This window comes from Streptomyces boetiae (assembly GCF_031845405.1).
Taxonomy (GTDB): Bacteria; Actinomycetota; Actinomycetes; order Streptomycetales; family Streptomycetaceae; genus Streptomyces; species Streptomyces boetiae.
In genome coordinates, this window is record NZ_JAVREN010000048.1 from 15,902 (window position 1) to 39,568 (window position 23,667).

A 23,667-nucleotide genomic window follows, 5' to 3' on the forward strand; every position below is an offset into this window, starting at 1 on the left:
CGGGTGCGCGGGCGGGTCAGCCCGTGGGGGCGGTGAGCAGGTCGTGGAGGGCGGCGAGGTCCCCGTCGCCCCGGCCGCGGGCCACGGCCTCGCGGAGCAGCTCGCCCATGGGGGCGATGAGGTCGGTGCGCACGCCCTGGGCCTGACTGGCCCGGATCAGGTTGACGTAACCGGCCGCCTGCATGGCCAGGTTGGACTCCGCGGGCGGGGTGTCCCCGGTGTCGATCTGGCGGGCGATCTCGGGAAGGTCCTGCATCATGCCCGACAGCCAGGGGATCAGGCGCTCGGCGGTGAACTCGCTCGCGCTCGGTCCGTCCGCTCCCACCAGGGCCGTGGCGTGCAGGAACCCGCCGAGCATGCCGTACATCCCCGTCAGCAGCGCCAGGTCGTTCAGCGGCGCGGCCCCCGGGTCGGGCCCGAGGAAGACGGCCTCGCCGAAGGTCTCGAACGCCGCGCGGTGGGCCTCGAACGCCTCCGGCGCGCCGCTGTAGAGCACGGAGGAGGCGTGTCCGCCGATCATCGAGGGGGTGGCCATGATGCCGCCGTCCAGGTAGGCGGCGCCGTGGCGGGCGGCCCAGTCGGCCATCGCGCGGGCCTGCTCCGGGGTGCCGTTGGTGAGGTTGGCCAGGACGCGCCCGGCCAGCGCGCCGGCTGCCGGGTCCAGGGCCTCGCGCACGGAGGCGTAGTCGAGAAGGCAGACGATGGCCAGGGGCGCGGCGGCCAGGGCCTGTTCGGCGGTGGGGGCCACGGCTGCGCCGCGGGCGGCCAGCGGCTCGGCCCTGGCGGGGGTGCGGTTCCACACGGTCACCCGGTGGCCGGCGTCCAGCAGGGCACCCGCCAGGGCGGAGCCCATCGCGCCCAGCCCGAGCACGGCGACGGCGGCGGGGGAGGTGCTGTCGGACATGGAGGAGTTTCCCTTGTTCGCGGTCTTCCACTTCGGCTGCGCGGGCCCGCGCCACCGCAAGACTCCTCCCGCGCCTCCCACCGGGCAAGTACCCACTATTTTGTGAGGTACTGACCTGGAGGTCAGCGTGATGTGCGGAAGGAGGAGCGCGGCATGGCGGGACGGCCTTATATCTGCGGCATCGACGCGGCCATCGACGTGGTCGGCGGGAAGTGGAAGGTGCTCATCCTGTGGGCGCTGCACGAACGGCCGTGCCTGCGCTTCGGGGAGCTGCGGCGGGAGCTGCCGGGGGTCAGCGAGAAGGTGCTCGTCCAGCAGCTGCGAGAGCTGGAGGCGGACGAGATCGTGCACCGCGAGGTCTACCGGGAGGTGCCGCCGCGGGTGGAGTACTCGCTGACGGAGCTCGGCACCTCGCTGAACAAGGCGCTGGAGCCGCTGGGCGCGTGGGGCAAGGAGCACCGGGCGCGGATCGAGGCGACGCGCGCCCGGTGCTCGACGGAACAGGCGGGGTGAGAAGAGGGCCGGTGGGCGGTCAGCCGATGGTGACGGACTCGATGACCACGTCCTCGACCGGCCGGTCGGTGGCCGGATCGGTCTCGGTGCCGGCGATGGTGTCCACGACGGCGCGGCTCTCCTCGTCGGCGACCTCGCCGAAGATGGTGTGCAGCGTGTCGAGGTGGGGGGCGGGGCCGACGGTGATGAAGAACTGCGAGCCGTTCGTCCCCGGGCCGGCGTTGGCCATCGCCAGCCGGTAGGGCTCGGAGAAGTCGACGTCGTCCTGCGGGTCGATCTCGTCCTCGAACTGGTACCCCGGGCCGCCCATGCCGGTGCCCTCGGGGTCGCCGCCCTGGATCATGAACCCGTCGATGACGCGGTGGAAGATCGTGCCGTCGTACAGCGGCTCGTCGCCCTCCTGCCCGGCGTAGGCGACGGAGCCGTCGGCCAGGCCAGCAAAGTTCGTCACCGTCAGGGGCGCCAGCTCGGGGTAGAGGGTCAGGGCGATGTCCCCCTCGCTGGTGTGGATCACCGCACTGGTGATCTCCGCGACGTCGGGGTTGACCTCCGGCGGGTCGGCGGTGGGGGCGCCCCCGCCCTGGCCTTCGGCGGACGAGCCGCCGGCGGCCTCCTGCCCGTCCGCGCCGGCGTCGCCGTCGCCGGAATCGGAACCGCAGGCCGTGAGCAGCCCGAGGCAGAGCAGTGCGGGCGCCAGACGCCGATGAGCGCGGAACATGCCGTATGCCCTCCGAATATCAGTACGCGCACGGTGCGCAGGCACATCATGCAACACCTGCCTCACTCGTGGCTCCCCCGTGCGCGTGGCCGTCGTCACGCCAGCAGGTCCCGCCAGGCGTCGTCGGCGGCTATCTCCGTCAGCTCCTCGACGGTCAGCGGCAGCGGCCCTCCGGCGGCGTCGACGGAGATGTCGATCGAGCTGCCGTCGGGGTAGTAGAGGTCGAGCAGGATGTACCGCGAGTCCGGCGCGTCGCTGACGCAGCGGAAGATCCGGGTGCCGTCGCCCGGGTCGGGCAGCAACTCGCAGCCGTCGTCTTCCACGTCCCGCGGGCCCGGCGCGCCCCCGTCCTCGCCGGCCGGCGGGGCGTCCGGGTCGGGCACCCAGGCGTTGACCGACACCTCGCCGTTGCCCGCCGGGGAGGAGACGGGGAAGTAGGCCGAGCCGGCCGACTGCTCCTCCGCGACGAGCTCACCCAGCCGCAGCCCGTCCGGGGCCAGGCCGCCGAAGATCTCCCTGAGCCGCTCCGGGGGGACGTCGGCCTCCACGAGCGCTCCCCCGAACTCCTCGCCTTCCGGCACTTCCTCCTCTTCCGGGGCGCCATACTGCCGGTCCACCTCGTCCAGCGTCTCCTGCCAGACCTCGGCCGCGGCCACGTCGGCGAGCTGCTCCAGGCTGAGGGGCGGCTCGTACGCCACCGGGTCGTCAAGGCCGGCGGTGTCCCTTGCGAGAGTGACCGACACCGACCGGACGCCGGACTCGGTGGCCGCCGGGCGGGCCGGAGTGGTGCGCCAGGCCCCCCAGCTGAGTGCCTCGCCCACGGCCAGGTCCGGCTCGGTGGCGTCGTCAGCGGAGGGGGCTTCCGCGTCGCCCTCGGCTCCGGTGCCGTCCGTGGCGTCGAGCTCCGCGCTCTCGCCTTCGAGGAAGGGCGTGTACGCGTAGGCGGAGACGAGGGAGCCGTCCGCCAGCGTGCGCGAGACGCAGTCCTCGGGCGGCGCGCTCTCCCCGGGGATGCAGCCCGGCTCCACGATGAACTCCGCGTCCGCGCCGGCGTACCGCTCGAGAGACACGTGCAAGGACACGCCGTCGTCCAGCTCGACCAGGACATGGGGCGCCGCCTCGTTCGCGTAGCCCGCCGCCGATTCGACGCGGGTGATCGCGACGGGGTCGGGCAGGAGGGCGTCCAGGGTCTCGACCATGTCCTCGCCGGTGGACGGGGCCGCGACGGTGGAGGAGCCGTCGTCCCCCAGTCCGGGGATGAGCACCGCGGCGAGGGCCACGGCCGCCGCCGAGGCGGCCCCGGTCGCCATCGCGGCCCGGCGCCGCCACTGGCGGGCGCGCCCCCGGCGCAGCCCCTCGGCCAGCAGCGCCTCGGTGTCGGTCAGGAAGTCGTCGCCGGTCCGGCGCAGCAGCGTGCCGAGGTCGCGCTCGAAGTCGTGGTGCTCGGTGGTCATGGTCGGGTCCCCTCGTGGACGGCCGTCTCCGGTGGCGTCATTGCGCGGTCAGCTCGGCGAAGCCGCTGCTGCCCAGCTGCCCTCGGAGCTTGGCCAGGGCGCGGCTGCTGCGGGTGCGGACGGCGCTGGAGCTGGTGCGCAGCACCTCCGCGGTCTGCTCGACGCTGAGGTCCTCCAGATACCTCAGGACGAGCACCGCGCGGTCCAGGCGCGGCAGATCCGCGAGGGCCTGGAGCAGCGTGATGCGGAGGGTCGAATCCGCCGTCTGTGCCGCCTGGTCGGGGAGGCTGACGGTGGGCCGCTCACTGCTGCTCCGGCGCCTGCGGTGCGTCAGGTACGCCCGGACCAGGACGGTCTGGGCGTAGGCCGACGGGTTGTCGATGCACCGCTTCTTTCCCCAAGCGGTGTACATCCGGCCCAGGGTTTCCTGGACGAGATCCTCGGCGAGATGGGTGTCCCCGCTGGTCAGCAGGCAGGCCGACCGGAAGAGCGCGGAGCCGCGGCGCGTGGCGAAGTCCTGGTACGCCTCCAGATCGCGCTGCTTCATACGCTCCCCCTTGCGATCCTGTCCTGTGCCCTTGCACTTCTACTGATGCGCGAGCCGACCCGTTATGTTGCACCAGCGGGCCACCGTCATCTCATCGGGTCATGCCGCGCCCGCTCGCCGGTCAGGCGAACAGGGCGCGCCATGCGTCGTCGGAGACGATCTCCGACAGCTCCTCCAGGCTCAGCGGCGCGTCGGAACGGGCGGGCTCGGGCTCGTCCCCCACGACGTTCGACTGGGTGATGTCCACGGAGGAGCCGTCGGCGTACGTCGCCGTGGCCCACCACAGGCTGGTCGGGTCGTCCTCGCCCGGGCCCCAGTAGCACGAGGTGATGGTCGTGCCGTCCTCCAGCTCCTGCTCCTCGCAGTCCGGGCCCTCGCCGTCGGCGCCGTCGAAGCCGAGAGCCACCCCGTCGCTCTCGGTCTCGAACTCGGCCTCCAGCGAGGCGGCGGGGGCGTCGCCCGCGACGGCGTCGTCCACGATCAGCCCGTCGTCCCCGGCCGGGCTCCAGGCCGTGATGTCCACGGAGGCCGGGCCGCGGCCGTCGTCCACCAGGAGGCCGGCGTACCCCGGGCCCTCGTCGGGGCCGTCGGTGATCTCCAGGCCCTCGGGAGCCAGCTCGCGGAAGAGGGCGCGCAGCTCGGCGGCGGGCACGTCGCTGGGCGGCACCTCCTCCTCGTACTCCGGCGCGCCGTACTCCTCGTCGGCGGCGTCGAGGACGTCCTGCCAGACCGCGGCCCGGGCTATCTCCGCCAGCTCCTCCTGGGTCACGGGCAGCGGGGCGTCCGGGGTCTCGTCCGCCGAGACGTACCGGCTGACCGAGAGGTAGACCGAGCGGCTGCCGGGCTGATCCAGGCCGGAGCCGCCGGGTCCCTCCAGGTAGACGTCCCAGCCGCGGCCGGCCGAGGGCTCGATGCCCTCCTCGGGGCTGCCCGGGTCCTCATAGGACCAGGTGACGCGGGAGAGGACCGAGCCGTCGGGCAGCTCCGTCTCCTCACAGGTGGTCCCCGAGTCGGCGCCCTCCTCGCCGGCCCACAGGGCGCAGCCCGCCTCGGCCCGCCAGTCCTCGGTCGGCCAGCGGCTCAGGCCGAGGTCGATGGTCGCGCCGTCCTCCGTCTCCAGCGTGAGGTACGGGTCGGCGGTGTCGTCCAGGCCCTGGCCGTCCGAGGAGGCGATCCGGACGCCCTCGGGCAGCAGCGCGGTGAGCGCGTCCATCAACTCTTGGGCGGTCCTGGGCACCTGGCTCTCCCCCGCGCGGTCGGCCGGCTGCTCGGCCTGCCGATCGGCTCCGAAGCTGGGCTGGACGGCGGCGGCGCTGGTGAGCGCCGCGACCGCCGCGATGGCGGCGGCCAGGGCGGCCACGCGGCGGCGCGACGTCCGGGCCGGGCGGCCCTCGATGTCCTGGTCCTGTGCTTCGGCGTCCCCGTTGTGCATGGTGCGCTTCCCCTCCCGGTCGGTCGGCTGCGGCGAGCGTCGCTGCGCTGCGCTCACCCCGTCACTCCTATCGATGCGGTGGGGGTGGCGGGATGTTGCAGACGAGTTGCCGGCGGGGCGGCGGGGCGTCCGCGGAGCACCGGGGGAACGGGCGCCGTCGGGGACGGCCGGGCGGCGGGGGCCGCTACGACGACGGCGACGATGGGAGGGGAGCCGGAACGGGCGGGGCGCGGCGTGCGGGGCACGGCCGGGGGCCGGGAGGGCGTTGAAGACCGGAGTAGCGCGACAGGCCGGCCGGGCCGCCAGTCCTGCGCGGTCGGGGGCAACGCGAGCGTGCCGGTCGGCGGGGGCGACCGCAGGGGCCGCCGTCGCTGCGGAGTGGTCGATGCACCGTTGGCCGTAGACGTGGGGCCAGGGGCGGGGGTCTCGGCCACCGGGACCTCGGGCGCTGACGGCGCGGGCGCGGGACGGTCCGCCGTCGGCCAGAGGCGGGAGGTCCGGGGCGGGGCTCCTCCGCCGGAGCAGCAGGCGGGGAGGCGCAGGCCGGGAAGGCCGGCCGGCGGTCAGAGACGGGGTGCTGGGGCCGCGGGCGCAGACGGCGCGCCGGGCAGGCCGTCGCGCCGCAGAGGGGGCAGACGCCGACAGGCCCGGGGCGGTCGGGCGGCCGTCAGGGGCGGGGCGCCGGGATGGGGGCCTCCGCCACGGGGGGCGCGGGTTCGGAGGGCGCCGGGGTGGGCCGTTCCGCCGCAGGAGGGGCGGGCGCGGACGGGGCCGACGTGGGCCCTTCCTGCGCCGGGGGCGCAGGCGCCGGGGCCGCGGGGGCGTCCGACTTCATCGCCGCGGCCTCGCTCTTGAGGATGCGGGCCGAGCGGCCCAGGGAGCGGGCCAGGTCGGGGAGGCGTTTGGCGCCGAAGACGAGCAGGATGATGACGGCCAGGACGAGGATCTCGCGGAGTCCGATCTGTCCCATGTCCACACCTCCAGGTTGCTCGGGGTCCTCTCCGCGCCACCGTAACCCGCCACCGGCGAGGCGTACAGAAATCTCAAGACATTACCGGTCACCGACAGCCTCTGCGGGGATATGCCGGACTATGGTCGCTATGCGCCGGATGAGAGGAGAGCCGCCCCATGACGACGGACCCGCCGCAGCCCGATGACGCGCTGCTCAACCTCCCCGCCGCCGCCGACCTCGACCGCATCGGCGAGCAGCTGCGCGCCCTGGCCCGCGCGCAGCAGAGTTTCCAGGGCCTGCTCATGGCCGTGCAGGGCATCAGCAGCGAGCTGGAGCTGCCCACCGTCCTGCGCCGCATCGTCAGCACCGCCATGGACCTGGTCGGCGCCCGCTACGGCGCGCTCGGCGTGCTGGACGACGAGGGCGAGTTCCTGGAGGAGTTCATCCCCCTCGGCCTCAGCGCCGAGGAGCTGGGCAACCTCAGCGGCGTGGAGCTGCCGCGCGGTCGCGGCCTGCTCGGGCACCTGATCCACCACCCCGAGCCGCTTCGCGTCAAGCACATCTCCCGCCACCCCGAGTCCTCCGGCTTCCCGCCCGGCCACCCGCCCATGGAGACCCTGCTCGGCGTCGCCATCAACGTCCGCGGCACGACCTACGGCAACCTCTATCTCAGCGACCGCCGCGACGGCCGCCCCTTCGACCAGCACGACGAGGGCGTGGTCCGCACCCTGGCCGGCACCGCCGGCGTCGCCATCGAGAACGCCCGTCTCTACCAGCAGGTCCGCACCAGCTCCGAGCAGTTCCAGCGGATGCTGCTCCCCCGCCTCCTCGATCTGCACCCCTTCGAGGCCGCCACCGTCTACCGCCCCGCCAGCAAGCCCGGCCACCTCGGCGGCGACTGGTACGACGCCCTGCTCCTGCCCGACGGCACCTGCGCCGCCGTCATCGGGGACGTGGTCGGCCACGACCTGAAGGCCGCCGCCGCGATGTCCCAGAGCCGCAGCATGCTGCGCGCCCTCACGCTCTCCGCCCGGGGCGGGGCCGCCTCCCCCGCCGGGCTCCTCCACCAGCTCGACGGCATCCTCGAACGGGTCGGCGAGACGCTGATCACCACCGCCTGCCTGGCCCGCATCGAGCCCGGCGGCGGCGCGTGGGGCCTGCGCTGGAGCAACGCCGGACACCCGCCGCCGCTGCTCCTGCTGCCGGACGGCCGCACTCGTTACCTCGACGCCCCTCCCGGTCTGCCGCTGGGCGTGGACGCGGGCGGCAGCCGGGACGACCACTTCCACTCGCTGCCGATGGAGGCGATCGTCGTCCTCTATACGGACGGCCTCGTGGAGCACCGGGAGTTCGCCCTCGACGAGGGCCTGGCCACGCTCGCCGCCGTCGCCTCGCGGCACGTGCGCGAGCCCCTGGACCGGCTGTGCCAGGCGCTGGTCGACCACAGCCCGGGGGACGGCCACGACGACATCGCCGTCCTGGCCCTGCGGACGCCGCGGCCGACGGGGTACGCGCACAGCGGGTGACCGCGCGACGGCGCGGGACCTCTCAGGATGCCCGCAGCAGCGCGCCCTCGCGCCACTTCAGCATCTTGTCGAACGTCACCACCGCGCCGCCGCTCCCCGGCTGGTTGTCGAAGCGGACGCGGTCCGCGAGCGCCTCGATCAGCCGCAGGCCCCGGCCGCCCGGCTGGAGGTCGCGGGTGTCGAGGGCGGTGAGGATGCCGGCGCGCGGCGGGGCCCCCGAGGGGAAGCCCGGGCCGCAGTCCGTCACCTCGACGCGGCACATGTCACCGTAGATCGAGGCGGTCACCCGGTAGACCTCGGAGTGACCGCCGCCGTGCTGCACGGCGTTCGAACAGGCCTCGGAGAGCGCGACCGACACCTCGTGCGAGATGTCCGCGTCCACCCCCGCGGCCTCCATCGCGCTGAGCAGCAGCCGCCGGGCGAGCGGGACACTCGCCGCCTCCCGGCGCAGTTGGAGAGACCACCAGATGCTCATGCTCCAGCCTCCTGGCCGCGGCTCGACATATCTGTAGGTATTGCCTACCGGCTCGCACCGTAAGCGTCTGATTGACCCAACACCCCCCGTTCGGCGGATGTATCGGGGTCGTCGTGTCGATATGGCGATCGACGCGCAGGAGCGATGAAACGCACCCGCGTGCGACTCTCGCGCCCCCTGCGCCGGACGCCCCCGCACCCGGTGAGATGATGAGCCCGCCATGCGTGCCGGTGCCGATCTGCGAATGCTGCGGGCCGCGGTCTTCGCCGCGGCGTGCACGGCGCTGGGCGCGGCCGGACACGTCAGCGCCGCGGGCGGCGGCATCCCGCTCCCGGCCCTGGCGGCCGGCTGGGCCGTCGCCTTCGCCGCCGCGCTGCCCCTGACGGGCCGCGAACGCCGCTCCGTCCCCGCCATCGCCGCGCTGCTGGCCGCCGGCCAGCTCGGGCTGCACCTGCTGCTGACCGTCCTCGCCGGACACGGGGGCCACGGCGGCCACGGCCGCTCTCTCGCCGGGGCCTCCGGGCACGGCGGGCACGGTCCGGGCGGCGAGGTGCTCGCCCTGGCGGGCCGCCTGCTGTGCAACGACCGCCTGCTCGGCCTCACCGAGGCCGAGGCCGCGCGCATCGTGGCCGCCGCCGGGCTCGGCCCCGGGGGACCGGGCTCCGCGGCGGGGGGAACGGCCGGCGCGGGCGCCGGGGTGAAGGGCGCAACGTCCGGCGCGACGTCCGCGGGCGCGGACCCGGGCGGGGTACTGGACGCGGTCGCGGGCGCCGGGGCGTTCGCCGGGCTGACCCCGGCCATGGTCCTCGGCCACCTGCTCGCGGCCCTCGCCGCCGGATGGCTGCTCCGCCGCGGCGAGGCCGCGCTGTGGCGCCTGGTCCGGCTCTCCGCCCGGCGCACCTGCCCGCCCTCGCTCCGGCGGGCGCTCCGGCTCGCGTTCCTGCTGCACGGCGCGCGCCGCCCGGCGGGCTCCGCGCTCCGCGCGCGGGGGGCGCGTTCGGCCGAGCCGCCGCCCGCCGACGTCGCGCCGCCGGGCTCGGTCACCCGGCGCGGCCCGCCGCCCGGCGCCGCGGACGCGGCCCAGGGCGTTGGCACAGGCGTTGCCACGGGCGTTGTCGCAGGCATTGCCCCCGGCGTGCGCCGGCGCGCCGTGCCGAGCGCGGCCACCGGTGTCGTTCCCGGCGCCGTTCCCGGTGTCGTCGGCGTCCGCGGCGGGCAACTCCGCCTGGGCCTCGCGGCCTGACGCGCACTCCTCCGGCAGGGACCGGGGCTGGGCGTGTGCGGTCCGCATGTCCACGCATCCCCTTTCTCCCCTATGCCCTTGCCTGACCGACGTTTTCTGGAGTGCCCTGATGAAGCCGATCCATGCGCGCGCGGCCCTGACCGCCGCGACCGCCGCGGCCGTCGTGCTGCTCGCCGCGCCCGCCGCCGACGCCCACATCACCGTCGACCCCGACGAGGCCGAGCAGGGCGGCTACGCCACGCTCAACGTCCGCGTGCCCAACGAGCGGGACGACGCCGCCACGATCCGCGTCGAGCTGCACCTCGACCCCGAGCACCCGCTGGCCAGCGTGATGCCGCAGCCCGTCCCCGGCTGGGAGGTGGAGGTCACCACCGCGGAGCTGGACGAGCCGCTGGAGGTCCACGGCAGCCGGATCACCGAGGCCCCCAGCGTCGTCACGTGGACCGGCGGGGCGATCGAGCCGGGGACGTTCCAGCAGTTCCCGCTCTCCGTGGGGCCGCTGCCCGAGGACGCCGACCGGCTGGTCCTGGACGCCACCCAGACCTACGACAACGACGAGGTCGTCCGCTGGATCGAGGAGCCGGCCGAGGGCGGCGCCGAGCCCGAGACCCCCTCGCCCGTGCTGAACCTCACCCCCGCCGCGGACGGCGGCCACGGCCACGGCGCGGGCGAGGAGGACGCCGCGGCCGAGGACGGCGAGCCCGTCGCCGCGGACGCCGACGGGGACGCCGACGGGGACGGCGGCACGACCGACACCACCGCCCGCGTGCTGGCCGTCGCCGGCCTCGCCCTCGGCGTCGCGGGCGTGGCCTTCGGCGTGCTGGCCGGCCGCCGCCCGCGCCGCTCCGACGACTCCTGACCGCGCGGGACAACGGCCGGGGCTCGCCGAAGCGTTTCGACGCCACCCGCCCCGGCCGTTGCCCCCACCCCCGAAGCCACCCCACCGAACCACGGGAAAGCAACGCCATGCGCCTGCGCACCACCGTCACCGCCGCGGCCCTCGCCGCCGTGACCGCCCTGACCCTGGCCGCCTGCGGCAGCGAGGGGGGCGGAGCCGAGGAGGGCTCCGACTCCCCGGCCGCCGACGTCGAGTCCACGCACGCGGCGGACGAGGGCACCGTCCTCGACCAGCCGTTCCCCAAGCCCGACCTGGTCCTCACCGACACCAACGGCGAGGAGTACGACTTCGCCGCCGAGACCGCCGGGCGCGCGACCCTCCTCTACTTCGGCTACACCCACTGCCCCGACATCTGCCCGCTGACCATGAGCAACATCGCCGCCGCCACCGCCCGCCTCACCCCCGAGCAGCGCGAGGGCCTGCGGGTCGTCTTCGTCACCACCGACCCCGAGCGCGACACCCCCGAGTCGCTGGGCGCGTGGCTGAACGCCCAGGACCCCGAGTTCGTCGGGCTCACCGGCGAGTTCGAGACCATCCAGCAGGCCGCGCGGTCGCTGGGCGTGCACATCGAGCCGTCCTACGAGGACGAGAACGGCGAGATCGTCTCCACGCACGGCACGCAGGTCGTCGCCTTCATGCCGGACGACGACCGGGCGCACGTCGTCTACACCGAGGGCGTCACGGTGGACACCTTCCGCCGCGACATCCCCGGGCTGATCGAGGGCGAGCTGCCCTCGTGAGCCGGAGAACGGCCCCGGTCCTCGCCGCGCTCCTCGCGCTCGCCGCGACGGCCTGCGGCGGGGACGGGGGCGACGGCGCCGACGCGCCGCCCGAGCTGTCCGCCGCCGACGCGTACATCCCCGAGCCCCCCACCGCCGAGCTCGCCGGCGGCTTCCTCACCCTCAGGAACACCGGTGGCGCCGACGACGCCCTCACCGGCGCGAGCAGCGACCTCGCCGCGGCCGTCGAGATCCACGAGACGGTGGACAACGCCATGCGCGAGGCCGAGTCCCTGACCATCCCGGCCGGGGGCGAGCTGCGCCTGGGCCGGGGCGGCAGCCACCTGATGCTGATCGACCTCTCCCACCGGCCCGAGGAGGGCGAGACGGTCACGGTCGAGCTGCGCTTCGCGACCTCCGAGCCGATCACCCTCGACGTGCCGGTCGCCTCGGCCACCCACACGGGGGAGTGACGCGCCGGCCATGACCACCGCCCACGCCCCGCGCGCACGCCCGCGCCGCGCGCTGTCCCGCCGCCCGCTCGCCCTGCTGGCGGCCGTGGCCGCGGCCTTCGCAGCGCTGCTGTGCGCGGCCCCGCCCGCCGCGGCGCACGCCACGCTCACCGGCAGCACCCCCGGCGAGGGCGAGGTCGTGGCCACGGCCCCCGAGCACGTCACCCTCACCTTCTCCGAGGACGTCGGCCTCGGGGACGACGCCATCCGCGTCCTGGACCCGGACGGGGAACGCGCCGACACCGGCGAGCTGTCCGAGGCCGGCGAGCGCGGGCACGCCGTCGCCCTGCGCGGGGACGGCCTGCGGGACGGCACGTACACCGTCGCCTGGCAGGTCGTCTCGGCCGACAGCCACCCGATCTCGGGGGCGTTCACCTTCTCCATCGGCGCGCCCTCGGCCACGTCCGTGCACCTGCCGGACGGGGAGGCGGGCGGCGGAACGACCGGCCTCCTCTACGACGTGGCGCGGTACGCGGCGTACGCGGGGTTCGTGCTGCTGGGGGGCGCGGTGGCGTTCGTCCTGATCTGCCGCCCGGAGGCGGCGGGCTCCCCGGCGGCGCAGCGCGTGACGCTGGCCGGCTGGGTGACGCTGACGGCGGGAACGCTGGCCCTGCTCCTGCTGCGCACGCCCTACACCGGCTCGGGGCGGCTGGCCGACGCGCTGGACCTGGCGGGCCTGCGGGACGTGGTGGAGACGCGGACGGGAACGGCCCTGGTGACGCGGCTGTTGCTGGTGGCCGCGGCGGGGCTGCTGGTCGCGGTGCTGCACGGGCCCTATGCCCGGGTGCGGGGCGCCTCCGGCTCGGAGGCCGACGAGCGGGTGCGGGATCTGACCTTCGGGCTGGCGCTGGGCGGGGCGGTGCTCGGCGTTGCCATGGCCTCGACGTGGGCGTTGTCCGAGCACGCGGCCACCGGCCGGCAGACGTGGCTCGCGGTGCCGGCGGACGTTCTCCACCTGCTGGCCGTGGCGGCCTGGCTCGGTGGTCTCGCCACGCTGCTCGCCCTGCTGCGCCACGAGCCGGAACGCCTGACCCGGGCCGCCGTGCGCCGCTTCTCCGCGCTGGCCCTGGCCTCCGTCACCGCGCTGCTGATCACCGGCCTCTACCAGTCCTGGCGCCAGGTCGGCTGGTCCCTGACGGCCCTGACCACGACCTCCTACGGCCGCCTCCTCCTCCTGAAAACGGCCCTCGTCGCCACGCTCCTCGCTGCCGCGTGGGCCTCCCGCCGCTGGACGTCCCGCCTGACGGATCCGCCGCGCGAGCCGCTTGCCGCGGCGGGCGGCGCCGCGGCGGCGGCCGGGGGCGCTGGGCCCGCGCCCCGCGTGTCCGGGCCCGAGCGCGTCCCGGCCGAAGCCGGGAACGACGCCTCGCCCGGAGCCCCGGGCACGGCGGGGCACGGGCCCACCGGGGCGAAGCCCCGCCGGACCGAGCCCACCGAGGCGAGGTCCGCAGGTCCGGTCGGCGCTTCACCCGGGGACCCGGGCACGACCGGGCGCGAGCCCGCCGGGGAAGAGCTCACCGAGGCGAGGCCCGGAGCGCTGCCCGCAGGTCCGACCGGCGTTTCGTCCGAGGACCCGGGCACGACCGGCCCGCCCCCCACCGGGGCAGAGCCCGGTGGGGCGAGGCCCCGCAGCGCGGCCGATGCTTCGGCCGGGGACGCGAGTACGCCCACCGAGACAGAGGGCAGCGGGGCGGCGTCCGTGGCCGAGGCCCGTGCTTCGCTCGCTGACGCGGGCGCAGCCGGGCGCGAGCCCGCCGGGGCAGAGCCCAGCCCGCCCGGACCCCACCGGAACCAGCCCACCGCGCCGGAGGCCGGCGGGGCGAAGCCCGCCGGCGCGGCCGGTGGTCCCGCCGAAGGCGGGGGCCGGGGCGGGGCCGGGCCCGACGGCGTCGGGCGGGCCGGCCGGGGCGGGCAGGCCGGTGTGCCCGTTGACGCCCGGCGGGCCCGGCAGTTGGCTCGGCAGCGGGTGGCCGTCGAGGCCGCGCGGCGGCGGAAAGTGCGGGAGGGGGACGCGGGGCGGGCCGGGTTGCGGCGGGCCGTGTTCGTGGAGACGGCCGTGGCCGCCGTGCTGCTGGCCGTGGCCACCGCCCTGTCCGGGGCCACGCCCGCCCGGACCCAGGCCGCGCTGGACCGGGCGGCCGAACCCGCCGCCGCGACCGTCCCGTTCGACACCGGCGGAGCGAACGGCCGGGGCAGCGCCCGCCTCGACCTGGACCCCGGCCGTCCCGGCGACAACACCCTCCACATCCGCCTCACCGACCCCGACGGCCGCCCGCTGGACGTGGCCGAGCTGCGCGTCGCCCTCGCGCTGCCGGCCGAGGACCTGGGCCCGCTGCGGTTCGAGCCCGCCGGGGTCGAGCCGGGCCACTGGGCCGTCACCTCCCTGCGGCTCCCCCGCCCCGGCGACTGGGAGCTGTCCCTGACCATCCGGACCTCGGACATCGACCAGGTGACCGAGACCGCCACCCTCCCCGTCGACTGACACCCGCGAGCGCGCCATGACGAAACGCAAGAACAGCCAAGACACAAAGACCGAGACGCCCGGGCGGTTTTCGCGGCGGCGCCTGCTGGCCACCGCCGGCGGCGCGGGTGCCGCCGGGCTGGCCGCGGGCGCCGCCACCGGGGCCGCCGCCTCCCGCCGCGACGACGGGGACGGAACGCCCGGCGCCGGGGCGGACGTTGCCCTGACCACGCTGGGCGGAACGGCCGTTCCCTTCCACGGAAGGCACCAGCCCGGGATCACCACGCCCGTGCAGGCCCGCGGCCACCTCGCCGCCTTCGACCTGGCCCCCGGGGCCGGGCGGCGGGAGGCCGCGGAGCTGCTGCGGCGCTGGTCCGCGCTGGCCGCGGAGCTGATGGCGGGCCGGGGGCCCGGCGGGGAGGAGGACCTGGCCATCGCCCGGGACGCGGGGCCGGCCTCGCTCACCGTCACCTTCGGGTTCGGCCGCGGCTTCTTCGACGCCACCGGCCTGACCGCCGCCCGGCCGCTCGCGCTGGACCCGCTGCCGGAGTTCTCGGCCGACCGCCTCGACCCGGAGCGTTCGGAGGGCCACCTGTGGGTGCAGATCGGCGCGGACGACGCGCTGGTGGCGTTCAACGCCCTGCGCGCGCTCCAGCGTTCGGCCGCGCGGGACGGGACGGCCGCGGTCCGCTGGCAGATGAGCGGCTTCAACCGCAGCCCCGGCGCGACCGCCCGTCCCATGACCACCCGCAACCTGATGGGCCAGGTGGACGGCACCAACAACCCCCAGCCCTCCGAGCCCGACTTCGAACGGCGGATCTTCGTGCCGGGCGACGGTGACCCGGCGTGGATGCGCAACGGCTCCTACCTGGTCTTCCGCCGCATCCGGATGCTGCTGGACGACTGGGAGGGCCGTTCCCTGGCCGACCAGGAGCGGATCATCGGCCGCCGGAAGGCGGACGGCGCGCCGCTGACCGGCGGCGGCGAGACGACGCCCGTGGACCTGGCGGCCACCGGCGCGGACGGCCGCCCGGTGATCGCCGCGAACGCCCACGTGCGGGTCACCGCCCCCGAGTCCAACGGCGGGGCGGCGATGCTGCGGCGGCCGTTCTCCTACCACGACGGCATCCGCTCGGACGGGGCGCCGGACGCCGGGCTGCTGTTCCTGGCGTGGCAGGCCGACCCGCTGACGGGCTTCGTGCCGGTGCAGCGGAAGCTGGATAGGGGGGACGCGCTTTCGCCGTTCCTGCGGCACGAGGCCAGCGGCCTGTTCGCGGTGCCGGGCGGGGCGCCGGAGGGCGGGTACGTGGGGCAGGAGCTGCTGGAGGGCTGACCGAGGAGGGAGCGGGAAGGGGCGTGAACGGCCGGAACGAGCGCCCCGCGGAAGGGGCTACCGTTGCGCCATGACAGCTGCGAGCCGCTACACGTACCTGGGGCCCGAGGGCACCTTCACCGAAGCCGCGCTCCGCACCCTGCCCGAGGCGGCGACCCGGGAGCTCGTGCCCATGATCTCGGTGCCGGCCGCCCTGGACGCCGTGCGCTCGGGCGAGGCGGCCGGGGCGCTCGTCCCCATCGAGAACTCGGTGGAGGGCGGCGTCACGGCGACCGTGGACGAGCTGGCCTCGGGCCGCCCGCTGATGATCTACCGCGAGGTGCTGCTGCCGATCGCGTTCGCCCTGCTGGTCCGGCCGGGCACGACGATCAACGACATCAAGACGGTCACCGGGCACCCGGTGGCACAGCCGCAGGTGCGCGGCTGGCTGGAGCGCTTCCTGCCGGAGGCGCACTGGGAGTCGGCGGCCTCGAACGCGGACGGCGCGCGGCTGGTGCAGGAGGGGCGGTTCGACGCGGCCTTCGCGGGGGAGTTCGCGGCGCCGACCTACGGCCTGGAGCCGCTGGTCACCGACATCCACGACGCGCACAACGCGACCACCCGCTTCGTGCTGGTGGGCCGCCCGGCCCGGCCCGCGGCGCCGACCGGCGCGGACAAGACCTCGATGGTGCTGTGGCTGCGCGACGACCACCCCGGCGCGCTGCTGGAGGTGCTCCAGGAGTACGCGACGTGCGGCGTCAACCTGGTGCGGATCGAGTCGCGGCCGACGGGCCGGGGCATCGGGCAGTACAGCTTCTCGGTGGACTGCGAGGGGCACGTCTCGGACCGGCGGGTGGGCGAGGCGCTGATGGGCCTGAAGCGGCTCTGCTCGGACCTGCGCTTCCTCGGCTCCTATCCGCGTTACGACCAGGTCGAGCCGCGGGTGGTGGCCGGCACCGCCGACGCGGACTTCCTGCGGGCCTCGGACTGGCTGACCCGCTGCCTGGACGGGCGGCTGAACGAGTCGGACGGGCGCGCGGGCGGCTGAACGACCGCCTGAACGACCGCCTGAACGACCGCTGAACGCGGGGGCACCGCCGCTGTCCTGTGGAGTGTCCGGAAAGTTATCCACAGGGCACCCTCCGTGGCTGTGTATAAGTCGACACGGGAAGCCTGTCACCAAACGGACAAAGTCGGCACAGCGCCCCTGGAGCCGCAAAGCGGTCCACAACCCGCCGAATCCGTATTCGTCAGCGCAATCCACCCGCGTGACCCGAGGGCGTGAGAAAAATTCCCCCGTAAGGGAGTGTGGAGTTGACCCCGGAGGGGAATTCATGGCCCTCCGGCCGAGAGCCCCGGATTCATCCACCGCGTTGTCCACAGCCCTCCGCAGCCTGTGGATAACCTGGGGAACGCCCGGCCTGACCTGTGGATTTCACTCGCCGCACTTATCCCAGCAAAACGGGCGAAATGTGCCGCGGGCCGCACGCCCCTTCTTCCCGCCCCCGCCTGCCCACCCCGCCTCCCGGCTTTATCGATTCAGCCGCCGCCCGGCGCCCCCGGTAGCCTGGGCCCGTGATTGACCTTCGCCTGCTCCGTGAGGACCCTGACCGCGTGCGCGCCTCCCAGCGCGCCCGAGGCGAGGACGTCGGCCTCGTCGACTCCCTCCTCGCCGCCGACGAGCGGCGCAGGTCCTCCGGCACCCGCTTCGACGCGCTGCGCGCCGAGCAGAAGCAGATGGGCAAGCTCATCCCGCGCGCCACGGGCGAGGAGAAGGACGAGCTGCTGCGCCGGGCCGGCGAGCTGTCGGCCGCCGTCAAGGCCGCCGACGCCGAGCGGGACGAGGCCGCCGAGGAGGCGCAGCGCCTGCTCCTCCAGCTCGGCAACCTGGTTCACCCCGAGGTCCCGGTCGGCGGCGAGGAGGACTTCACCGTCCGCGAGACGCACGGCACCGTCCGGGACTTCGCCGCCGAGGGCTTTCAGCCGCGCGACCACCTGGAGCTGGGCCACGCCCTGGGCGCCATCGACACCGAGCGCGGCGCCAAGGTCTCCGGCTCGCGGTTCTACTACCTCACGGGCGTCGGCGCCCTGCTGGAGCTGGCCCTGGTCAACGCGGCCATCGCCCAGGCCGCCGCCGCCGGCTTCGTTCCCGTCATCCCGCCCGCGCTGGTGAAGCCGCAGGCCATGGAGGGCACCGGCTTCCTCGGCCAGGCCGCGCAGGACGTCTATCACCTCGAGAAGGACGACGTCTTCCTGGTGGGCACCTCCGAGGTCCCCCTGGCCGCCTACCACATGGACGAGATCCTGGACGCCGCCCGCCTCCCGCTGCGGTACGCCGGGTACTCGCCCTGCTTCCGCCGCGAGGCCGGCTCCTACGGCAAGGACACCCGCGGCATCTTCCGGGTCCACCAGTTCGACAAGGTCGAGATGTTCACCTTCGTCGCGCCCGAGGAGGCGGAGGCGGAGCTGGAGCGGCTGCTCGACTGGGAGAAGGAGTGGCTGACCGCGCTCGAACTGCCGTTCCGGGTCATCGACGTGGCCAGCGGCGACCTGGGCCTGTCGGCCTCCCGGAAGTTCGACTGCGAGGCGTGGATCCCCACCCAGGGGAAGTACCGCGAGCTGACCTCGACCTCCAACTGCACGGAGTTCCAGGCCCGGCGCCTGTCGATCCGGATGCGCGGGGGCGAGGGCGGCACGCGCCCCCTGGCCACGCTCAACGGCACGCTCTGCGCCGTCCCCCGCACCATCGTCGCCCTCCTGGAGAACCACCAGCGCGCCGACGGCTCCGTCCACGTCCCGCCGGTGCTGCGCCCCTACCTCGGCGGGCGGGAGACGCTAGAGCCGGTCCCGTGACCCTCGTCGACCGCTTCCCCTACCGCCTGGTCGCCACGGATCTCGACGGCACGCTGCTGCGCCGCGACCACACCGTCTCGGCGCGCACCCGCGCCGCCCTGAGCGCGGCCCAGGCGGCGGGGGCCGACCACCTGGTGGTCACCGGCCGGAGCGTGTCGGCCACCCGGCACATCCTGGACGACCTGGGGTACCGCGGCCTGGCCGTCTGCGGCCAGGGCGCCCAGCTCTACCACTCCGGCGAGCACCGCCTGCTGACCTCCGTCACGCTGGACCGGGCCCTGGCCCGCGCCATGCTGGAGCGCCTGGAGAACGGCCTGGGCCCGCTGGCCGTGGCGGCGAGCCGCGACGGCCTGGACGGGGACTTCGCGATGGACGACCGCTTCCGAGCGGTGGCCGGAAGCGGCTTCGAGACGGAGCGGGCCGAGCGGGAGGAGGCGTTCACCGTCACGCCCGACCGCTCGGAGCTGTTCGCCCGGCCGCTGCTGAAGCTCTACCTCCAGCAGCCGGGCCGTTCCGAGGACGAACTGATCGCCGCCGCGCGCCCCTTGGTCGGGGACCAGGTCAACCTGGTCATCTCCGGCGAGCATCTGGTCGAGATGCTGCCCGCCGGGCTGACCAAGGTCACCGGGCTCTCGCTGGCCGCCCGCCGCCTGGGCGTGACGGCCGCGGACACGATCGCCTTCGGGGACATGCCCAACGACATCCCGATGCTGCGCTGGTCCGCGCACGGCGTGGCCATGGCCGCGGCCCACCCGGAGGTGCTGGCCGTGGCCGACGAGGTCACCGGCGACAACGACGCGGACGGCATCGCGGAGGTCATCGAACGGCTGCTGAGCCCGGCGGCTTGACGTCCGGGGCCGGGGCAACGGCCGGGGCCGGCGTTAACGGCCGGGGCCGGCGTTAACGGCCGGGGCTGGCGTTAACGGCCGGGGCCGGGGCAACGTCCTCGGCGGGGGCGGCCGTTCGGGGCGGGCGCCCGGCGGGGGCGTTCGGCCGCAGGTGCGGCCGGGCGTTCAGCCGGGGAAGCGGAGGAACGCCGCGGGGACGGCCGTCGTCAGCCAGACGCCGTTCTCGCTGAGGTGAAAGACGTGGCCCGCCCGGTGCATCGCGCCCGAGGCGACGGACAGCACGACGGGGCGCCCGCGCCGGGCCCCGACGCGGGTCGCCGTCTCGCGGTCCGGGGAGAGGTGCACGTGCTGCCGGGCCATCGGGCGCAGGCCCTCGGCGCGGATCGCTTCCAGGGCGCGGCCGTGGGTGCCGTGGTAGAGGAACTCCGGGGGCTCGGCGGGCGGCAGGCCCAGGTCCACGGCCACCGAGTGGCCCTGGCTGGCCCGGATGCGGGTGCCCTCGGGGTCGAAGGCGAAGCGCCGTTTGTCGTTCGTGGCCACCACGTGCTCCAGCTCGGCCCGGCCGAACCGGACCCCGTCCGCCGCAGCCGCGGCCAGCAGCTGATCGACGGGGACCCAGCCGTGCGCGTCGAGCGTGAGGCCGATGCGGCCGGGGTCGTGCCGCAGGTGGCGGGCGAGGTACTTCGATATGCGCTTGGTGCGTTCTGGATTCATACGGGGCTCAGCGTGCCGGAGGGCGGGCGGCGCGCTCAACCCGTTTGCGCCGCCGGGCCGTTCGGCCGCGCGGCTCCTTGCGGGCGGGAGCGGTCGTTGCCGTGCAGGAAGCCCATCAGCCGGTGGAACCCGTCCCACCCGGCCCCCGACAGCTCGAACAGCAGCCCCACCATGGCGCAGGACGCGACAGCCCCGGCGTTGCAGGAGACGGACCGTGTGGACACTTCTAGGATCATTGGCCTCTCAGGAGACCTCGGGAGCGATGCCGCTGCGCTTGGCGGAGACGCCGAGTCCCTCCAGCAGCACGGACGGACCATTCCGGTGATTACCTTGCAGCGCATCAACATCGACGATCCCAACGTCGATAACGACTTCGGGCATCGTCTCCTGTACCAGGGGCGGCCCTTCACGGGAGAAGTCGAGGAGTACCAGGGGGACAGCCTGATCAGTCGGGAGACGTACACCGACGGCATCAAGGACGGGCTCACGTGTGAGTGGTATCGCGACGGGACCCTGAGGGCGGAGGGAATCATCAGGAAGGGCCTTGTCGCCGGTGAGTTCAGACGCTGGCATCCGAACGGCACCCTCGCCAAGGTGCAGCTCAACAGCGACGACGGCAAGCGGCTCCTGGCGGAATACGAATGGGACGCCGAGGGGCATCCGATCCGGTCCTGGCAGGCGAACGAGGATCCGGACTGAGGAGACCCCACGATGGAGTTCATCCCGCCTGCCGACGAGACCGAGGCGTTCGCCGTACAGGAGGTCACCGTGGCCGGGCGAGCGCGGTTCCCCTACGTACCCGGGCTCCTGGCGTTTCGTGAACTGCCGTCCGTGCTTGAGGCCTTGAGTAGGCTGCGGACGGAACCGGACGTCATCGTCTGCGACGGGTACGGGATCGCGCACCCCCGGCGGGCAGGGCTTGCCGTCCACCTCGGGGTGCTGACCGGCAGGCCATGCTTCGGGGTGGCCAAGTCGCCGTTCCTCTTCGACCACCGCGAGCCGGCTCCGGAGCGCGGGGCCGCCACGCCGCTGCTGGACGAGAAAGGGGAGGTTGTGGGACGCGCCCTCCGGACACAGGACGGGGTAAAGCCCGTCTACGTGTCCGTCGGCAGTGGGATCGGGCTGGATACCGCCTGCTCGCCGACCCTGAAGCTTGCGCCCCGGTACCGGCTCCCCGAAACGACGCGCCGTGCCGACCACCTCAGCCGCGAGACGCTGCGGCAGGGCCCCTCCCTCCCGGCTGGGAACAAGTGAGGTGACGTACAACCTCCTTCTGACCGGGGACGCCGATCCCGTGCAATTCGCCGCCGTCATTGCCGAAGCCTTCCGGCTTGATCCGGCATCGGTGGAGGTCGCCGCGGAGGACGATGACTCCCGTACCTGGGATGCCGACGTCTCCTGTGAATACACCCGGGTGCACGGCGACGTGACCTGGTCGCTCGTCATCTACGCCGCGGAGACCGTGGCCGAGCGGCCGACCGAGGGCTCGCTGGCCCTGCGTTTCGCCCGCGCGCTGAACGCGGCAACGCTTTTCCCGGCCGACGAGAAGCTGCCGAGCGTCTGGCGCATCGCCACTCCGGCGGGCGAGACGGCCTACGCCCGCCTTGCGGAACCCGAGGACGACGACGGCGAGTTCCGGGTTACCGAGAGCGAGATCCGCATCCCTGGGCTGCCGCACGCGGCCGTGTCTCCCTTCCCGGACGTGATCCGGGAAATGCAGTTGCCGACACCGATCACGGACCGGATCGCCGCGACCGAGGATGTGCGCGGTCTACTCGTGAACTGGGAACGCCTGACCGTACGTGCGGAAACCGGGTGGCCGCCCTCGGGCGCCTATCCCGCCTCCCTGTATCTGGAGGATCTCCGGCTCAGGGACAGGATCACGTCGCTCGCGCAGAACCTGCCCGAGCAGGAACGCGACGGGATTACCTCCGTTGTGGCCGAAGTCGACGCGAAGTACCGGCGCGTCACGGTGGACGACGGCGGGGTGGCCCTGGCCGAGGCCACGGGCACCCCGGTGGACGACCTGGTCGCCAAGCCTTGGTACTGGCTTCGGCGGCCGACGCACCTGCCCTGCTGAGCGAAGCCGATGTCGCGGGCGAGCGCGGTACGTTGAGGCCCTCGACTGCAGTCACGTCTTGATTTCCTACGAAGAGATCAAGGCGGGGCTGGAGGACTCCCGTCACCTGGCGCGCGTGCCGGGGCGGGAGGCGGTGCGCCCTGGCCTCCTGGGGGGAACGCGCCGGGTTCCGGGCGGTGATCGACGCCGCCGCGGCCGGCAGGAGCGTGCCCTGGTACAACACGCGGATCGACCGCATGTACTCCGTGGACAGCACGTTCGCCCAACTCGTGATGGCGCTGGACGACGGCGACGTGCGCTCGTCCGCATCGCCGACCGCGAGTACTTCGACGGGCGGCTGGAATACGTCTTCAGCGAGGCCGTCATCACTGCGCTGGCCGAGGATCTTAAGGCCGTCGTCGAACGCGGCACGCGCCTGCTGGCCGAGAAGCCGCCTCCCCCCTTCGACCTGGCCACCCAGCTGATCGATCTGGCCGCGGCGCTCGTCCAGGTCGACGGCCCGGCCGCCGTCGACCTGACGACCCGGGTGCTGGCGCACGCCTCGCACTTCCGAGCGCTGCGGCACGCGGTCACCGTCGTGCAGCGGGCGGAGGGCCCGGAGCGCGCGGTTCTCGCGGAGTATCTGCGGGTGATCGGGGACGAGAAGATCCGCCGGGAGGTCGGCCGCGTGATGACGGCGCCTGCCTCTCAGCCGTGACCAAGGGCGGCCGTGCGCACGGACGTTGGAGCTCGCGCTCCGGTACCGCCGCCTCGCGAGACGGCGCCGAACGCGAGTTCCCCCGAAGGTGTGGTTTGGGGGTGGCCGGGCCACCCGGGCGGGTGGAGGGGCGCTTGGGTGAGGCTGCGCGCGGTTCCCCGGGCGCCCGGCCATTCCCAGGAGGCGCCCCATGTCGGCCCTTGAACTGCGCCGCGCCCTCGCCGAGCGGCGGCTCGCGCTGGTTGCGTGGCGGTTGATCGTGATGCAGGTCGCGCATCCCGTGGTCGCCGCCGGGATGGGTGAGTGGTCGAGTTATCGGGCGCATCCGTGGCGGAGGGTTCAGCACACGCTGGACAGCGGGCGGCGTCTGTTCTTCGGGGATGTGGAGGCTCTGCGGCGCGAGGCCGCGCGGCTGGAGCGGAGTCATCGGCGGATTGGGGTGGCCGCCCTGACCGTCGCGGACCTGCCGCCCGCCCTGCGCGAACGGCTCGGGCTGCGCCGGAGCCGGAGCGCCGCCGCGCTCTCCTGGACGCTGCACCACGGCGCGCGGCACCTGGTCAAGCGCCTCCCCGACCGCCGGCGTTACCGCGGCTCGCTCACCGGGGAGGGGACCTCCCCCGCCCGCCCGCCCCGGCGCAGCCGCGCCCGCCGGCGGGACAGCCGGGCCGCGCGACTGGACGCGTTCTTCCGCCAGGTCCTCGACCAGACCGGGGACGGTCGCGTCGGCACGGCCGACCTGCGGGCCATGGCGCACGCCGTGTGCTGGCCGCTGGAGCGGCCGACCGGGCGCGAGGACGAGGGGTACGCGG

The 23,667-nt window shown here is 74.7% G+C and carries 23 protein-coding genes and 2 pseudogenes; 16 read left to right on the top strand and 9 right to left on the bottom strand.

What is annotated here, in order from left to right; translation table 11 throughout:
• Positions 1-16: 16 nt before the first annotated feature.
• Positions 17-904, bottom strand: a complete 888-nt coding sequence (locus RM780_RS23245; RefSeq protein ID WP_311632814.1) for an NAD(P)-dependent oxidoreductase — start codon at positions 902-904, stop codon at positions 17-19.
• A 153-nt stretch (positions 905-1,057) separates the two neighbouring features.
• Between RM780_RS23245 and RM780_RS23250 the strand changes: the two genes are divergently transcribed.
• Positions 1,058-1,417 (top strand): winged helix-turn-helix transcriptional regulator, encoded by a 360-nt coding sequence (locus RM780_RS23250; protein ID WP_311632815.1) that lies wholly within the window; start codon positions 1,058-1,060, stop codon positions 1,415-1,417.
• Between the two features lie 19 nt (positions 1,418-1,436).
• Here the strand turns inward: RM780_RS23250 and RM780_RS23255 are convergent, their stop codons facing one another.
• The 5 genes from RM780_RS23255 to tatA form a co-directional block, all read right to left on the bottom strand.
• Positions 1,437-1,943 carry a peptidylprolyl isomerase gene (locus RM780_RS23255; protein WP_311632837.1) on the bottom strand — a complete coding sequence of 169 codons (507 nt, stop codon included), beginning with the start codon at positions 1,941-1,943 and terminating at the stop codon, positions 1,437-1,439.
• Between the two features lie 287 nt (positions 1,944-2,230).
• Positions 2,231-3,589, bottom strand: a complete 1,359-nt coding sequence (locus tag RM780_RS23260) for a hypothetical protein (protein WP_311632816.1) — start codon at positions 3,587-3,589, stop codon at positions 2,231-2,233.
• A 37-nt stretch (positions 3,590-3,626) separates the two neighbouring features.
• Positions 3,627-4,136, bottom strand: a complete 510-nt coding sequence (locus tag RM780_RS23265; protein WP_311632817.1) for a SigE family RNA polymerase sigma factor — start codon at positions 4,134-4,136, stop codon at positions 3,627-3,629.
• 121 nt (positions 4,137-4,257) lie between these two features.
• Entirely contained in the window at positions 4,258-5,625 is a 1,368-nt protein-coding gene (locus RM780_RS23270) for a hypothetical protein (RefSeq protein WP_311632818.1), read from the bottom strand.
• 610 nt (positions 5,626-6,235) lie between these two features.
• Positions 6,236-6,538: a Sec-independent protein translocase subunit TatA gene (gene tatA / locus RM780_RS23275; RefSeq protein WP_311632819.1), complete on the bottom strand. Its 303-nt coding sequence runs from the start codon at positions 6,536-6,538 to the stop codon at positions 6,236-6,238.
• Between the two features lie 158 nt (positions 6,539-6,696).
• Between tatA and RM780_RS23280 the strand changes: the two genes are divergently transcribed.
• Positions 6,697-8,046, top strand: coding sequence for a PP2C family protein-serine/threonine phosphatase (locus RM780_RS23280; RefSeq protein WP_311632820.1), 1,350 nt, complete (start codon positions 6,697-6,699; stop codon positions 8,044-8,046).
• Positions 8,047-8,068: 22 nt separating this feature from the next.
• On the opposite strand, the gene RM780_RS23285 is transcribed toward RM780_RS23280, so the two are convergent.
• Complete coding sequence (locus RM780_RS23285) at positions 8,069-8,521, bottom strand: ATP-binding protein (RefSeq protein ID WP_311632821.1); 453 nt, start codon at positions 8,519-8,521, stop codon at positions 8,069-8,071.
• Positions 8,522-8,741: 220 nt separating this feature from the next.
• Here RM780_RS23285 and RM780_RS23290 point away from each other — a divergent pair, with 220 nt between their 5' ends.
• From RM780_RS23290 to RM780_RS23330, 9 genes and pseudogenes are all read left to right on the top strand, one after another.
• Positions 8,742-9,764: a hypothetical protein gene (locus RM780_RS23290; protein WP_311632822.1), complete on the top strand. Its 1,023-nt coding sequence runs from the start codon at positions 8,742-8,744 to the stop codon at positions 9,762-9,764.
• Between the two features lie 109 nt (positions 9,765-9,873).
• A complete protein-coding gene (locus tag RM780_RS23295; protein WP_311632823.1) occupies positions 9,874-10,623 on the top strand; it encodes a YcnI family copper-binding membrane protein in 750 nt (249 codons plus the stop codon).
• A gap of 107 nt (positions 10,624-10,730) precedes the next feature.
• On the top strand, positions 10,731-11,402 hold the full coding sequence (locus tag RM780_RS23300) for an SCO family protein (RefSeq protein ID WP_311632824.1): 672 nt from the start codon (positions 10,731-10,733) through the stop codon (positions 11,400-11,402).
• The gene (locus RM780_RS23305; protein ID WP_311632825.1) at positions 11,399-11,854 is read left to right on the top strand and encodes a copper chaperone PCu(A)C; all 456 of its coding nucleotides are present in this window, start codon (positions 11,399-11,401) and stop codon (positions 11,852-11,854) included. Before RM780_RS23300 ends, RM780_RS23305 begins: the two co-directional genes overlap by 4 nt.
• Before the next feature lie 10 nt (positions 11,855-11,864).
• Positions 11,865-13,205 (top strand): annotated as a pseudogene (locus RM780_RS27985) (copper resistance CopC/CopD family protein); the annotation flags it as partial.
• 1,186 nt (positions 13,206-14,391) lie between these two features.
• Positions 14,392-15,687, top strand: a complete 1,296-nt coding sequence (efeB, locus tag RM780_RS23315) for an iron uptake transporter deferrochelatase/peroxidase subunit (RefSeq protein ID WP_311632826.1) — start codon at positions 14,392-14,394, stop codon at positions 15,685-15,687.
• 70 nt (positions 15,688-15,757) lie between these two features.
• Positions 15,758-16,714: a prephenate dehydratase gene (gene pheA, locus RM780_RS23320; protein ID WP_311632827.1), complete on the top strand. Its 957-nt coding sequence runs from the start codon at positions 15,758-15,760 to the stop codon at positions 16,712-16,714.
• 527 nt (positions 16,715-17,241) lie between these two features.
• Positions 17,242-18,519, top strand: a complete 1,278-nt coding sequence (gene serS / locus RM780_RS23325; protein WP_311632828.1) for a serine--tRNA ligase — start codon at positions 17,242-17,244, stop codon at positions 18,517-18,519.
• Positions 18,516-19,367, top strand: a complete 852-nt coding sequence (locus RM780_RS23330; RefSeq protein ID WP_311632829.1) for an HAD family hydrolase — start codon at positions 18,516-18,518, stop codon at positions 19,365-19,367. The genes serS and RM780_RS23330 overlap by 4 nt, the downstream gene beginning before the upstream one ends.
• Positions 19,368-19,532: 165 nt before the next feature.
• On the opposite strand, the gene RM780_RS23335 is transcribed toward RM780_RS23330, so the two are convergent.
• Both RM780_RS23335 and RM780_RS23340 read right to left on the bottom strand, forming a co-directional pair.
• Positions 19,533-20,081, bottom strand: coding sequence for an RNA 2'-phosphotransferase (locus tag RM780_RS23335; RefSeq protein ID WP_311632830.1), 549 nt, complete (start codon positions 20,079-20,081; stop codon positions 19,533-19,535).
• A gap of 35 nt (positions 20,082-20,116) precedes the next feature.
• Complete coding sequence (locus RM780_RS23340; RefSeq protein ID WP_311632831.1) at positions 20,117-20,305, bottom strand: hypothetical protein; 189 nt, start codon at positions 20,303-20,305, stop codon at positions 20,117-20,119.
• A gap of 97 nt (positions 20,306-20,402) precedes the next feature.
• On the opposite strand from RM780_RS23340, the gene RM780_RS23345 reads away from it, so the two are divergent.
• From RM780_RS23345 to RM780_RS23365, 5 genes and pseudogenes are all read left to right on the top strand, one after another.
• Positions 20,403-20,780 carry a toxin-antitoxin system YwqK family antitoxin gene (locus RM780_RS23345; RefSeq protein ID WP_311632832.1) on the top strand — a complete coding sequence of 126 codons (378 nt, stop codon included), beginning with the start codon at positions 20,403-20,405 and terminating at the stop codon, positions 20,778-20,780.
• 60 nt (positions 20,781-20,840) lie between these two features.
• Positions 20,841-21,335: pseudogene (locus tag RM780_RS23350) on the top strand (endonuclease V); the annotation flags it as partial.
• A gap of 1 nt (position 21,336) precedes the next feature.
• A complete protein-coding gene (locus RM780_RS23355; RefSeq protein ID WP_311632833.1) occupies positions 21,337-22,161 on the top strand; it encodes a hypothetical protein in 825 nt (274 codons plus the stop codon).
• 58 nt (positions 22,162-22,219) lie between these two features.
• Positions 22,220-22,858 carry a hypothetical protein gene (locus tag RM780_RS23360; RefSeq protein WP_311632834.1) on the top strand — a complete coding sequence of 213 codons (639 nt, stop codon included), beginning with the start codon at positions 22,220-22,222 and terminating at the stop codon, positions 22,856-22,858.
• Positions 22,859-23,048: 190 nt separating this feature from the next.
• On the top strand, positions 23,049-23,667 hold a 619-nt coding region (locus tag RM780_RS23365), incomplete at its 3' end, for an oxygenase MpaB family protein (protein WP_311632835.1).

Bases quoted from the DNA above. Each gene is read 5' to 3' on its own strand.
- RM780_RS23245 (WP_311632814.1), bottom strand. From the start codon at position 904: ATGTCCGACAGCACCTCCCCCGCCGCCGTCGCCGTGCTCGGGCTGGGC.
- RM780_RS23250 (WP_311632815.1), top strand. From the start codon at position 1,058: ATGGCGGGACGGCCTTATATCTGCGGCATCGACGCGGCCATCGACGTG.
- RM780_RS23260 (WP_311632816.1), bottom strand. From the start codon at position 3,589: ATGACCACCGAGCACCACGACTTCGAGCGCGACCTCGGCACGCTGCTG.
- RM780_RS23265 (WP_311632817.1), bottom strand. From the start codon at position 4,136: ATGAAGCAGCGCGATCTGGAGGCGTACCAGGACTTCGCCACGCGCCGC.
- tatA (WP_311632819.1), bottom strand. From the start codon at position 6,538: ATGGGACAGATCGGACTCCGCGAGATCCTCGTCCTGGCCGTCATCATC.
- RM780_RS23280 (WP_311632820.1), top strand. From the start codon at position 6,697: ATGACGACGGACCCGCCGCAGCCCGATGACGCGCTGCTCAACCTCCCC.
- RM780_RS23285 (WP_311632821.1), bottom strand. From the start codon at position 8,521: ATGAGCATCTGGTGGTCTCTCCAACTGCGCCGGGAGGCGGCGAGTGTC.
- RM780_RS23290 (WP_311632822.1), top strand. From the start codon at position 8,742: ATGCGTGCCGGTGCCGATCTGCGAATGCTGCGGGCCGCGGTCTTCGCC.
- RM780_RS23295 (WP_311632823.1), top strand. From the start codon at position 9,874: ATGAAGCCGATCCATGCGCGCGCGGCCCTGACCGCCGCGACCGCCGCG.
- RM780_RS23300 (WP_311632824.1), top strand. From the start codon at position 10,731: ATGCGCCTGCGCACCACCGTCACCGCCGCGGCCCTCGCCGCCGTGACC.
- efeB (WP_311632826.1), top strand. From the start codon at position 14,392: ATGACGAAACGCAAGAACAGCCAAGACACAAAGACCGAGACGCCCGGG.
- pheA (WP_311632827.1), top strand. From the start codon at position 15,758: ATGACAGCTGCGAGCCGCTACACGTACCTGGGGCCCGAGGGCACCTTC.
- RM780_RS23335 (WP_311632830.1), bottom strand. From the start codon at position 20,081: ATGAATCCAGAACGCACCAAGCGCATATCGAAGTACCTCGCCCGCCAC.